This window comes from Limobrevibacterium gyesilva, assembly GCF_025989185.1.
GTDB lineage: Bacteria > Pseudomonadota > Alphaproteobacteria > Acetobacterales > Acetobacteraceae > Limobrevibacterium > Limobrevibacterium gyesilva.
Genome location: NZ_JAPDNT010000007.1, coordinates 129,502 through 141,882 on the forward strand (window position 1 = coordinate 129,502; position 12,381 = coordinate 141,882).

At 67.0% G+C, this 12,381-nt stretch carries 10 protein-coding genes; 6 read left to right on the forward strand and 4 right to left on the reverse strand.

Annotated elements, in window-relative coordinates:
* The first annotated feature begins 26 nt into the window (after window positions 1-26).
* From minD to OL599_RS11910, 6 genes are all read left to right on the forward strand, one after another.
* Window positions 27-842, forward strand: coding sequence for a septum site-determining protein MinD (gene minD / locus OL599_RS11885; RefSeq protein ID WP_264713962.1), 816 nt, complete (start codon window positions 27-29; stop codon window positions 840-842).
* A complete protein-coding gene (minE, locus tag OL599_RS11890; protein ID WP_264713963.1) occupies window positions 839-1,099 on the forward strand; it encodes a cell division topological specificity factor MinE in 261 nt (86 codons plus the stop codon). The genes minD and minE overlap by 4 nt, the downstream gene beginning before the upstream one ends.
* A 524-nt stretch (window positions 1,100-1,623) precedes the next feature.
* The gene (locus OL599_RS11895) at window positions 1,624-6,420 is read left to right on the forward strand and encodes an NAD-glutamate dehydrogenase (RefSeq protein WP_264713964.1); all 4,797 of its coding nucleotides are present in this window, start codon (window positions 1,624-1,626) and stop codon (window positions 6,418-6,420) included.
* A 276-nt stretch (window positions 6,421-6,696) separates the two neighbouring features.
* Complete coding sequence (locus tag OL599_RS11900) at window positions 6,697-7,569, forward strand: substrate-binding periplasmic protein (protein ID WP_264713965.1); 873 nt, start codon at window positions 6,697-6,699, stop codon at window positions 7,567-7,569.
* A gap of 58 nt (window positions 7,570-7,627) precedes the next feature.
* Window positions 7,628-8,302, forward strand: a complete 675-nt coding sequence (locus OL599_RS11905) for an amino acid ABC transporter permease (protein WP_264713966.1) — start codon at window positions 7,628-7,630, stop codon at window positions 8,300-8,302.
* On the forward strand, window positions 8,299-9,075 hold the full coding sequence (locus OL599_RS11910) for an amino acid ABC transporter ATP-binding protein (RefSeq protein WP_408886936.1): 777 nt from the start codon (window positions 8,299-8,301) through the stop codon (window positions 9,073-9,075). Before OL599_RS11905 ends, OL599_RS11910 begins: the two co-directional genes overlap by 4 nt.
* A 182-nt stretch (window positions 9,076-9,257) precedes the next feature.
* On the opposite strand, the gene OL599_RS11915 is transcribed toward OL599_RS11910, so the two are convergent.
* The 4 genes from OL599_RS11915 to OL599_RS11930 all read right to left on the reverse strand — a co-directional run bounded on the left by OL599_RS11915 (window position 9,258) and on the right by OL599_RS11930 (window position 12,318).
* The gene (locus tag OL599_RS11915; protein ID WP_283949663.1) at window positions 9,258-10,055 is read right to left on the reverse strand and encodes an amino acid ABC transporter ATP-binding protein; all 798 of its coding nucleotides are present in this window, start codon (window positions 10,053-10,055) and stop codon (window positions 9,258-9,260) included.
* A complete protein-coding gene (locus OL599_RS11920; RefSeq protein ID WP_264713968.1) occupies window positions 10,036-10,701 on the reverse strand; it encodes an amino acid ABC transporter permease in 666 nt (221 codons plus the stop codon). The genes OL599_RS11915 and OL599_RS11920 overlap by 20 nt, the downstream gene beginning before the upstream one ends.
* Complete coding sequence (locus OL599_RS11925; RefSeq protein ID WP_264713969.1) at window positions 10,698-11,378, reverse strand: amino acid ABC transporter permease; 681 nt, start codon at window positions 11,376-11,378, stop codon at window positions 10,698-10,700. Before OL599_RS11925 ends, OL599_RS11920 begins: the two co-directional genes overlap by 4 nt.
* A gap of 67 nt (window positions 11,379-11,445) precedes the next feature.
* Window positions 11,446-12,318 carry a transporter substrate-binding domain-containing protein gene (locus tag OL599_RS11930; RefSeq protein WP_264713971.1) on the reverse strand — a complete coding sequence of 291 codons (873 nt, stop codon included), beginning with the start codon at window positions 12,316-12,318 and terminating at the stop codon, window positions 11,446-11,448.
* Between the last annotated feature and the right edge of the window lie 63 nt (window positions 12,319-12,381).

A 12,381-nucleotide genomic window follows, 5' to 3' on the forward strand; every position in this document is an offset into this window, starting at 1 on the left:
GGCGCAGATCAGAGGGTGATGTAAAGATGGCCAAGGTCCTCGTTGTGACATCGGGAAAGGGCGGCGTCGGCAAGACGACGTCCACCGCCGCCCTGGGGGTGGCGCTCGCGAAATCGGGGCAGAAGGTGGCGGTGGTCGATTTCGACGTCGGCCTGCGCAATCTCGACCTGGTGATGGGCGCCGAGCGGCGCGTGGTGTTCGACCTGATCAACGTGGTGCAGGGCGATGCCAAGCTGGCGCAGGCGCTGATCCGCGACAAGCGGGTGGAGAATCTGAGCCTGCTCGCCGCCTCGCAGACCCGCGACAAGGATGCGCTGACCCAGGAAGGCGTCACCCGCGTGATCGGGGAGCTGCGGGAGAAGTTCGACTGGATCATCTGCGACAGCCCTGCCGGCATCGAGCGGGGGGCCACGCTGGCGATGTACCATGCCGATGTCGCGGTGGTCGTGACCAATCCCGAGGTCTCCTCGGTGCGTGACTCGGACCGGATCATCGGCCTGCTCGACAGCAAGACGGCCAAGGCGGAGAAGGGGGAGCGGATCGAGAAGCACTTGTTGCTGACTCGCTACGACCCCGTGCGCGCGGAACGCGGCGACATGCTGAAGACCGAGGACGTGCTGGAGATCCTGTCGATCCCACTGCTGGGCATCATTCCCGACAGCGAGGAGGTGCTGAAGGCATCGAATCTCGGCGCGCCGGTGACGCTGAGCAGCCCGACCAGCGCCCCGGCCCGCGCCTATTTCGACGCGACCCGGCGCCTGATCGGCGAGACTGTGGCAATGACCGTCCCCACGGACAAAAAAGGCTTCATGGAAAGGCTGTTCGGGCGGAGGGTGGCATGAACCTGTTCGGCTTCTTCAGCCGGCGCAGTTCCGCGCCGGTCGCGCGCGAGCGCCTGCAGATCCTGCTGGCGCATGAGCGCGCCTATAGCGGCAAGTCGGACCTGGCCGCGATCCTGCAGGAGGAAATCCTGGCGGTGATCGCGAAGCACATCGAGCTCGACCGCGACAAGGTGCAGGTCAAGCTGGACCGCGGGAAGGCGGTCTCCACCCTGGAGATCGATATCGAGATGCCGACGCAGGTCGGCGCCAGGGCATAGCCGCCTTGTGAGCCGGTGCGGGCCGCGGCTGCGTCAGCGAGGCCCCACTCCCTTGTGATGATTGCCGCTTCGGCCACCCCTCGGGGCGGAGGTGAACGACTTCGTCCGGATGGTGGAGACGCAATCCAGTTCCAATGGGGTCGGACCTGGCCTGCACGGAGTGGGCCGGTGAGACGTATGCGTGACCTGCAAACCGGACCATCGATGGTTCTGCGTCCCGCACCGGTGCGGCGAGGGTTCGCTGTGGCCGAAATGTTACGATAACATACCGTAAGACGGCGCCAACCTCACGCCGCAAGCCGGATTTGAGGGGCCGGTCTCGCCACCGGGCGCACCACCTCCGGGAGAGCGTCGAGCGGCGCGCGCCACTGCCGGGTGCGGCCGGATTGGCCTTGCGCATCTTTCCCCGGGCATACCCGCGCCAAACCCGGCGCCGAGGCGTATAGTGCGCCCGTGTGAACCGGCGGATGACGTGCCGGCCGCGCGCAGGCATGGGGGATAACGGCGAAATGGTCGATGGGAACGTGAACGAAAACGCGTCGGCAGGGGGCGTGGCGGCCGCGGAGACGGCGCCGACGGGGTTCCAGGAGCTTCTCTTCGGCCGCGTCGATCCGCAGGATCTGGCGTGCTGCTCGCCGGCCGACATCCGGCGCCTGACGGAAAGCGCCTATCGCCACGTCTCTGAGCCGCGCCAGCACGGCCAGCCCGACATCCGCCTGCTCGACCACGAGATCACCGGCAAGAGCAAGCGTCGGGAGATCACCGTCATCGAGGTGGTCAACGACAACATGCCGTTCCTGCTCGATTCCACGCTCGCCGAGATCGCCGAGCAGGGCTACGAGCCGACCCTGGTCGCGCACCCCATTCTGGCGGTCGAGCGCGACCGCAGCGGCGCGCTGCGCCGTCTCGTGGGTGAGGCGGTGGGGGTGGCGCCTGCGGGCGTGCGCCGCGAAAGCTTCCTGCACATCCATCTCGACCGCATCGACGATTCCGCGGCCCGCGCACGGCTGGTCGAGGGGCTGTCGAAGGTCTACGCCGATGTTGCGGTTGCGGTCGGCGACTGGGTGGCGATGCGCACGCGCGCCTACCAGGCGGTGCAGGCCTATCGCGTGAACCCGCCGCCGCTTTCGCGCGAGGAGGTGACCGAGGCGATCGCCTTCCTTGAATGGATCGGCGCCGACAACTTCACCTTCCTGGGCGTGCGCGAATACCGTCTGCCCGAAGACGACGCGGCCGATCCGATCGAGGGCACCGGCCTCGGCCTGCTGCGCGACCCCGCCGTGCGCGTGCTGCGCCGCGGCCGCGACCTGGTGGTGGTGACGCCGGAGATCCGCGCCTTCCTGCAGCGGCCGCGCGCGCTGATTATCACCAAGGCCAACGTGAAGACGCGGGTGCACCGGCGCGCGCATCTCGACTATATCGGCGTCAAGCTGTTCTCCGACGCGGGCGAGCTGCAGGGCGAGCTGCGGATCATCGGCCTGTTCACAGCCAACCTCTACACCAACGTCACCGGCGCCATCCCGTATCTGCGCCAGAAGATCGCCGGCGTCGTGGCACGGGCCGGCTTCGACCCCGCCAGCTACGCCGGGCGGGGGCTGCTGGCGGTGCTGGAGAGCTACCCCCGCGACGAGCTGTTCCAGGTGGACGAGGACACGCTCTACCGCTTCGCTATCGAGATCATGAACCTGTCCGAGCGGCCGCGCATCCGCGCGCTCGCCCGCGCCGACGAGTTCGACCGCTTCATCTCCGTGCTCGTCTTCATCCCGAAGGACCGCTACGACACCACCATTCGCCGGCGCGTCGGCGATTTCCTGGCCCAGGTCTACCAGGGCCGGGTCTCCGCCGCCTACCCGACCTACCCCGAGGGGCTGCTGGCCCGCACCCACTTTATCATCGGCCGCGACGAAGGCCGGACGCCGGTGCTCGATCAGGAGACGCTGGAGCGCGGGATCGCGGCGATCGTGCGCACCTGGAGCGACGGTCTGCGGACGAGCCTTGATGCCCGTACGGACGGCGCCAAGGCCCGTGCCTTGTTCGCCCGCTATGGCGACGCCTTCTCCGCCGCCTACCGCGAAGCGTTCTCGCCGGACGAGGCGACGCGCGACATCGGCATTCTGGAGGGCCTGTCCGAGGACCATCCGCTCGCCGTCGATCTGTACCGCCACGACAGCGACCCGGACACCCGCGCCAATCTGCGCCTGTTCTCCCGCGGCACCGCGTTGGCGCTGTCGCAGCGCGTGCCGCTGCTGGAGAATCTCGGCTTCCGCGTCGTCAATGAGCGGACCTACCGCATCGCCCCCGCCGACGTGCCGGAAGCCGGGCGGATCTGGCTGCACGACATGGTGCTGGAGCGCGCGTCCGGCGCCGCGATCGACATCCAGACGATCCACGGCCCGGTGGAAGCGACGTTGCTGGCGCTGTTCCAGGGCCGCGCGGATTCCGACGGCTTCAACCGGCTGGTGCTGGAAGCTGGGCTGGCCTGGCGTGATGTCGCCATGATCCGCGCGCTGGGCCGCTACCTGCGGCAGATCCTGGTGCCTTATGCCCAGGACTACCTGGCGGCCACGCTGTCGCGGCATGCCCGCATCGCGGCGCGCATCGTGGCGCTGTTCCGTACCCGCTTCGATCCCGCGGCCGACGCCTCGGTGCGCGAGGAGCGCGAGGCGGCGATCCGGGCCGACATCGAGACCATGCTGGCCGACGTCGCCAGCCTGGACGACGACCGCATCCTGCGCCGCTTCGTCAACCTCGTCGAAGCCGCGGTCCGCACCAATTTCTTCCAGACCGGCGCGGACGGCATGCCGCGCGAGACCATCACCTTCAAGTTCGTCTGCGCCAAGGTGGAGGCGCTGCCGTTGCCGCGCCCGCTGTTCGAGATCTTCGTCTACTGCCCGCGCGTGGAGGGCCTGCACCTGCGCTTCGGCAAGGTGGCGCGCGGCGGCCTGCGCTGGTCCGACCGGCCGCAGGACTACCGTACCGAGGTGCTCGGCCTAGTGAAGGCGCAGCAGGTCAAGAACGCCGTCATCGTGCCGGTGGGCGCGAAGGGCGGCTTCGTGCCGCAGCGCCTGCCGCCGGCGTCGGACCGGCAGGCGTGGATGGCCGAGGGCACCGAGAGCTACCGCATCTTCGTGCGCAGCCTGCTTGAGCTGACCGACAACCTGGTCGAGCACCACCTGGTCCCGCCGGCCGACACCGTGCGCCACGATGCCGACGATCCCTATCTCGTCGTTGCCGCCGACAAGGGCACCGCGACCTTCTCGGACGTCGCCAATGCGCTCTCCATCGAGGCGAATTTCTGGCTTGGCGACGCCTTCGCTTCCGGCGGCAGCAACGGCTACGACCACAAGCATATGGGCATCACCGCCCGCGGCGCGTGGGAGGCGGTGAAGCGGCATTTCCACGAGATGGACATCGACATCCAAAGCCAGCCGATCACCGTGGCCGGCGTGGGCGACATGTCCGGCGACGTATTCGGCAACGGCATGCTGCTGTCGCGCACGCTGAGGCTTGTTGCCGCCTTCGATCACCGCGACGTTTTCCTCGATCCCGAGCCGGACCCGGAGGCCGCCTGGGCCGAGCGCAAGCGGCTGTTCGATCTGCCGCGGTCGAGCTGGGCCGATTATGACCGGACGAAGATCTCCACGGGCGGTGGCGTGTTCACGCGCGCGGCCAAGTCCATCCCCTTGTCGCCGCAGGTGCGCGCCGCGATCGGGCTCGACGCCGCGGAGGCGACCCCGGCCGAGGTGATCAACGCCATCCTGAAGGCGCCGGTCGATCTGCTGTGGTTCGGCGGCATCGGCACCTATATCCGTGCCAGCACCGAGACCGACGGCGAAGTGGGTGACCGCGCCAACGACGCCGTGCGCATCGCCGGCGCCGACGTGCGCGCGAAGGTGATTGGCGAGGGCGCCAATCTCGGCGCCACCCAGCGCGGCCGCACCGAGGCGGCGCGCAAAGGCGTGCGGCTGAACACCGACGCCATCGACAACTCCGCCGGCGTCAACACCTCGGACGTCGAGGTGAACATCAAGGTCGCGCTCTCGATACCCGAGCGCGACGGCCGGCTCGACCCGCAGGCGCGCAAGGACCTGCTGGTGGAGATGACGGACGATGTCGGCGACCTGGTGCTGCGCAACAACTACCTGCAGACGCTGGCGATTTCGCTCGCCGAGCGCCGCAGCACGACCGATCTCGGCTTCCACCGACGGTTCATGCAGGCGCTGGAACAGGAGGGCCGGCTGAACCGCGCCGTGGAGTTCCTGCCGGACGAGATGACGCTGACGGAACGCGCCCGCCGCGGCGAGGGGCTGACACGGCCGGAGATCGCGGTGCTGCTCGCCTACGCCAAGCTCGCTCTGCACGACCACCTGCTGGCCAGCCAGATTCCCGACGATCCCTATCTGGGCATGGAACTGGAGCGGTATTTCCCCGCCAGGCTGCGCGAACGCTTTCCCGACGCCATCGCCGCGCACCGGCTGCGGCGCGAGATCATCGCCACCCAGGTCTCTAATGCGATCGTCAATCGCGCCGGCCCGGCCGCGGTGACGCGCCTCATCGACGAAACCGGGTCCGACGCGCCGACCATTGCCGCCGCCTATGCGGCCGCGCGCGACTCCCTGGGCATTGCCGAGCTGAATGCCGCCATCGACGCGCTGGACGGCGCGGTGCCCGGGATGCTCCAGCTCGGCCTCTATGCCAGGGTGCAGGAATTGCTGATGAACCGCATCGTCTGGTTCATCCGCAACGTCGAGTTGACCAGCGGGACGCTGGACGCGGTGGTCGATCGCTTCCGCGGCGGCATCGCCGAGATCGGGGGCGACCTTGCGAGCCTGCTGCCGCCGGCCGCGGCGCAGGCCTGGCATGATCGTGCGCAGGAACTGGCCGGGCAGGGTGTTCCCGCCGACCTCGCCGCCCGCCTTGCCGGCTTGTCCGAGCTCACGCTGGCGCCGGACATCGTGCTGGTGACGCAAAAGACCAACCATGCCTTGCCGGAGATTGCTGCCACGCATTTCGCGGTGGCGGAGCTGTTCCGCCTGGGCAGCATCGCGCGGGCCGCGGACGATGTGACGGTGGCCGACTACTACGACCGGCTGGCGGTGGACCGTGCGGTGGACGCCATCGGTGGCGCCCATCGCCGGCTGACCGCGCAGATCGCGGGAAGCGGCCACACCGGCGGCGACGGCGTGGCCGCCTGGAGCGACGCGCTGGGACCGAAGGTGACGCGGATCCGTGAGACGGTCGAGGGCATTGTCGCTTCGGGGCTTACCGTCTCGAAGCTGATGGTCGCGGCCAGCCTGCTGGGCGATCTCGCGCGGGAATAGCGCGACAGGGCCGGCTCGGGCCCTTCGCACGCGGGGGCGGAACGGGGTGAGGGGGCAGCGCCGCTGGGCGCCGCCCCCGCTTGGCGCCGCAGTGTGTTGCGAAGAATTTCAGGTGTGCTAGATTTTGTGTCATAGGCTGCGCAGCGAACTGGCGCGTGGATCTGTTTGTCGCGACTTGCGTCTGCGGCATCTGTTTCTTCCCCGTCGCTCCCCAGCTTCCGGCTGCCCCGCCGCGCGCAACGCCCGGCGTTGAGGTCACACAGAGGAGGACGTGTCGTGCGCTCTTGCCTCGCTGTCACACTCGGCATTGCCGTGTCCCTGCTCGCACTCCCTGCCATCGCCGACGAGCCGACATTCTTCAGCGAGTCGAAACCGATGTTCGACAACTGCGGCGACGGTTCACTCGCCAAGGCGCAGAATGAGGGGATCACGCTCGGGTTCTCGCAGAACCCGCCCGAGGCTTGGCTCGACGAGAAGACCAAGCAACCCAACGGCATCGACTGGGACATCAACAAGGCAGCTCTCGACTGGATGGGGGTGAAGACCATCAAGGTCGAATGGATGCCCTGGGAATCGCAGGTCCCGGCCCTGCTGTCCAAGCGGACGGACGTGATCGCCGGCAACATCCACCACACCGCCGAGCGCGACAAGGTGATCAGCTTCTCCGGGCCGGCCTACTGGTATGGCCCGATCATCGTGGTTGCCAAGGGCAATCCGCTCGGCGTCAAGACCTATGAGGACCTGAAGGGCAAGCAGGTCGGCTCGATCTCCGGCTCGGCCGCCGACTACTACCTGCGCAAGATCGGCGTGGCCACCACGCCCTTCAAGACCGAGATCGACGAGCTGCAGAGCCTGAACCAGGGGCGGCTGCAGGCCGTGCTCGAGGACGACCTCGTCTACCTCGAATTCGCCAAGAACAATCCGAGCAACAATCTCGAGCCGCTGTGGAGCATTGCGGTTCCTGACGACATCATCAACGGCGGCGGCTACGGCATGGCGCGCTTCGCCATGCGCAAGGAGGATTGCACGCTGCGGTCCGCCTACACGCAAGCCCTCGCCGAGCTGCGTGCCAATGGTCATGTCAGCTACATCCTGCGGAAATACGGACTTTCCGACCGCAATCTCGTCCTGTTCAAGCTGGCACCCTGAAACCGTGATGGCCGGGGCGGCAACGCTCCGGCCCGTCCGCCGCCGTTGAAGCGCCGCGATGGAACTTCTGAATCCTGAAATCGCGGCCGCCAATATCGGTCCGCTGTTCGCCGGCCTGGTGATGACGATCGAGCTGACCTTCGTCGTCATCCTGCTCAGCCTGGTCTTCGCCCTGCTGGTGGCACTCGGAGGCATGTCGCGCTTCCGGCCGCTGCGCTGGCTGGTCAAGGCGTATATCGAGGCCATCCGCGGCACGCCGCTGCTGCTGCAGCTCATCTACATCTATTACGTCCTGCCGGAGATCGGCATCCGGCTGAACTCGTTCGTCGCCGGCGTGATCGCGCTGACGCTGAACTACTCGGCCTATCTGTCCGAGGTCTATCGCGGCGGCATCCAGGCCATCTCCAAGGGCCAGCACGATGCCGCGGCGGCACTCGGCATGACCAGCGGATTGGCGATGCGCCGGATCATCCTGCCGCAGGCCGTCCGCATCGTGATCCCGGCCCTCGGCAACTATTTCATCGCGCTGTTCAAGGACACCGCGCTGTGCTCCGTCATCAGCATCCAGGAGGTGGTGTTCACGGCGCAGATCATCGCCGCCCGGAATTTCCAGTATTTCACCCTCTACACCATCGTGGGCATCATGTACTTCACCGTCAGCTTCCCCGCCGCCCGGCTGGTCGGCTATCTCGAACGCAGGATGCGCGCCGGCTACCGGCGCAAGCTGCGATGACCGACGCTCCGTCGATGATCGAAATCGAAGGGCTGCACAAGCATTTCGGCTCGTTGCACGTCTTGCGGGGGATCGACCTGCGCGTCGCGAAAGGCGAGGTGATCTGCATCATCGGCCCCTCCGGCAGCGGCAAGTCCACGCTCCTGCGGTGCATCAACCATCTGGAGGTCGCGGAGGCCGGCCGGATCCGCATCGATGGACAGACGGTCTACCGCGACGAGGTCAATGGCAGCATGCGGTCGCACTCCAACCGCGCGATCTCGGCGGTACGCGCGCAGGTCGGCATGGTGTTCCAGCAGTTCAACCTGTTCCCGCACCTCACCGTTATCGGCAATATCATCGAGGCGCCGGTGCATGTGCTGCGGCGGCCGAAGGACGAAGCACGCCGGCGGGCGCTGGAACTCCTGGCGCAAGTGGGCCTCTCCGACAAAGTGGACGCCTACCCCGAGGAGCTCTCCGGCGGCCAGCAGCAGCGCGCGGCCATCGCACGCGCCCTGGCAATGGACCCCAAGGCCATGCTGTTCGACGAAGCGACCAGCGCGCTCGACCCCGAGCTGGTGGCCGAAGTGCTCACCGTCATGCGTGACCTGGCCAGTCGCGGCATGACGATGGTGGTGGTGACGCACGAAATGAATTTCGCCCGCCAGGTCGCCGCGCGCGTGATCTTCATGGACCACGGCCAGATCGTCGAGGAAGGCGAACCGCGCGCGATCTTCGGTGCACCACGCGAGCCGCGTACGCGCGAATTCCTCAGGACCGTGCTGGATCGCTGAGGCAGAGGGGGGCCTGTCTCATACCAGCGGCCATGAAGAATGACCGCTGGTATGAGTCGTTATTTTGCGCGCCGCCGCCCACCAAGCCCGCGACAGGCACGCGCTTGCGTGCCGCAAGCGGATCGGCGCGCGATACCAACGGCCCTTGACGATGGAAGGGCCATCGTCAAGGGCCGTTGGTATCAAACGCCTTTCAGCTCGATCCGGGCCAGGAAGCTCCGTAATCGTTCGTGCGGCTGCGCGCCGAACACCTCGCTTGGCGGACCCTCCACCGCCACGCGGCCCCCATCCATGAACACCACGCGCGACGACACGTCGCGGGCGAATGTCATCTCATGCGTCACCAGGATCATCGTCATGCCTTCCCGGGCAAGTTCATGCACGACCATCAGAACCTCGCCCACCAGCTCGGGGTCGAGTGCCGATGTGATCTCGTCGAGCAGCAGCACTTTCGGGTTCATCGCCACCGCGCGCGCGATCCCCACGCGCTGCTGCTGGCCACCGGACATCTCGAACGGCAGGCTGTCCAGCTTGTCGCCGAGCCCCACGCGCACCAGCCATTGCTCGGCGACCGTGCGCGCTTCGGCATGCCGCAGGCCGCGGACCTTGCGCAGGCCGAGCATCACGTTCTCCCGCGCCGTCAGATGCGGAAACAGATTGAACAGCTGGAACACCATGCCGATATCGGCACGGATGCGCGCCAGCTCACGCTCGCCGCGCGGACGCCGGTCGCCGTTCGTCTCGCGATAGCCGACCTCGACGCCGTCGACCTTGATCGAGCCGTCATCGTAGGTTTCCAGGACATTGATGCAGCGGAGCAGGGTGGTCTTGCCGCTGCCGCTGGCGCCGATGACGGACACAACCTCGCCCGCCCGCACATCGAGATCGACGCCCTTCAGCACCTGGTTGGCGCCGAACGACTTGGACAGCGCGCGCACCTTCACCAGCAGGGCGGCGTCGCTATTCCCGGATGTATGCAAAGCGTGCCTCCAGGCGTCGGCTTGCAAGGGACAGGGTGTAGTTGATCAAGAAATACATGATGGCTCCCAGCACATACATCGGCATCGGCTGGAAGGTGCGCCCGATCACCTGCTGGATCGCCAGCATCAGATCGACGATGCCCACCAGCGACACCAGGGCGCTGCCTTTCACCGTGTCCACGACCGTGTTGATCCAGGGCGGCAGGAAGCGCCGCAGCGCTTGCGGCAGCACGACATAGAGCATGCGCTGCACGAAGGTGAGCCCGATCGCCTTGCCCGCCTCGTTCTGGCCGGGATGGATCGACTGGATCGCGCCACGCGCCACCTCCGAGACATGCGCGGTCTCGAACAGCGCCAGTGCGGACAAGGCCGCCCAGAAATTGTTGATGCTCCAGCCGGTGGCGGGCAGGGCGTAGTAGACAAAGAAGATCAGCACCAGCAGCGGCAGGCCACGAATGATGTCGCTGAACAGGCGGATCGGCCAGGCGATCCAGCGCGGGCCATAGGTGAGCCCCACGCCGAGGGTGACGCCCAGCACCAGCGCCACCACCACCACGGTCGCCGAGACCTGCAGCGTCACCAGCAATCCCTGCCACAGGAAGGGCAGGCTCTTGACCATCACGTTGAGTTCGGGCGGGAGGGTCATAGCCGGCGGATCGCGAACCGGCGTTCCAGCAGGCGCAGCCCGAACAGCAGCCCGTAGCCGGTCACCAGATACATCGGCGTCACGACGGCATAGACCTCGACGATGCGGAACGTGTTCGTATAGATCCAGCTGGCGCCGTATTGCAGTTCGGGCACCGCGATCACCGAGGCCAGCGCCGTGTCCTTGAACAGGGAGATGAACGCGTTGCTCAATGAGGGCAGCACGATGCGCAGCATCGTCGGCAGCTTCACGTACACGACACGTTGCCATGGCGTGAGCCCGATCGCCTTGCCGGCATCGATCAGGCCCTTGGGTATGGCGTCCAGCCCGGCGCGGAACACCTCCACCAGATAGGCGCCGGCATAGACGGCGAGGGTGATGATGAAACTGGTCGGCGCGTCATAGGCGAACCCGCCGATGCTCGGCACGCCATAGAACACCAGATACACCAGCAGCAGCAGCGGCACGTTGCGGATGAATTCCACATAGGCCGCGATCACCGCGCGCACCGCCCGCCCGCCGGAATTGGCCAGCAGCGCCAGGCTCAGGCCGATCGCGATGCCGATGAGGATGCCGGCCGCCGCCAGCTCGAGGCTGAGCAGCAGACCCCAGCTCAGCCGGTCGAAATACTTCCAGACGAAGTTGAAGTTCAGGTGGTAATGCAAACGGAGCGACACCGGACATTGGCGCGCCGGCGAAGGATCGCGAACCCCCGCCGGCGCGGAGTCGTGGCAGCCTCGAACGTCAGATCGGCGGGAAGCCCGGTTTCTGCACCGGCGGCTTCTCGCCGAAGAACTCCTCGAACGCGGCGTTGTAGATCTCGGGCTGGTGGCCGTGCATGGCCACGTTGAAGCAGGTATCGACCCAGTGCAGCCAGTCCGGATCGCCCTGCCGCATGGCGGCACTGTAGAGCTGCGCCTCGTAGGCATAGCCGGGATCGGTGTAGACGCCGGGATTCTTCTTCACGAGCCATTTCACGGTGGACGCATCGACCACCGCGACATCCGCGCGCCCGGCCGTGATCGCCTGGAACGTGTTGGCCTGGCTGTCGAGCTGCATCACCTGTGCCTCGGGCAGTGCGTTGTGCACGAGGATGTCGGCATCGACATTCTGCAGCACCGACGCCCGCACCTGCTTGCCCGCTGCCAGCAGGTCCTTGTACGTCTGCCACTTCCCTTTCGGCGTCGTCATCAGCGCGGCGCCCTCGACGTAATAGGGCCGGGAGAAGGCGACCAGTTGTGCCCGGGCAGGCGATACGGTCATGAACTGGATGACGATATCCACCTTGCCGGTGGTGATGTTCGGAATCCGCGCCGCCGGGTCCTGGCGGACATAGTCCACCTTGGTTTCGTCGTCGAACAATCCCTTGGCCAGGATGCGGGCCATGGCGATGTCCATGCCCGTGAGCTTGCCGCTGTCATCCTCGAAATGCCACGGAGGATTGGTGGAGCCGGTGCCGACGATAAGCTTGCCGCGGTCCAGCACGGTGCGAAGCTGGCTGGTGGGTGCGGCCTGGGCCGCGGCGCGCGACGGATCCAGCGCAGCGCCCGCCGCTGCCAGGGCGAGACCGGCGCCCCCGAGCCTGAACAGGCTCCGCCGTTGCGTGATGTCGATCATCTCGTCACCCCCCGCTCTTATGTTTGAACCGCGGGCCTCGTGCTTTCATCCGAAGCCCGATTG

Coding starts and splice junctions, on each gene's coding strand:
- OL599_RS11910 (WP_408886936.1), top strand. CDS start 8,299: ATGACCGACGCTCCGTCGATGATCGAAATCGAAGGGCTGCACAAGCAT.
- minE (WP_264713963.1), top strand. CDS start 839: ATGAACCTGTTCGGCTTCTTCAGCCGGCGCAGTTCCGCGCCGGTCGCG.
- minD (WP_264713962.1), top strand. CDS start 27: ATGGCCAAGGTCCTCGTTGTGACATCGGGAAAGGGCGGCGTCGGCAAG.
- OL599_RS11920 (WP_264713968.1), bottom strand. CDS start 10,701: ATGACCCTCCCGCCCGAACTCAACGTGATGGTCAAGAGCCTGCCCTTC.
- OL599_RS11905 (WP_264713966.1), top strand. CDS start 7,628: ATGGAACTTCTGAATCCTGAAATCGCGGCCGCCAATATCGGTCCGCTG.
- OL599_RS11930 (WP_264713971.1), bottom strand. CDS start 12,318: ATGATCGACATCACGCAACGGCGGAGCCTGTTCAGGCTCGGGGGCGCC.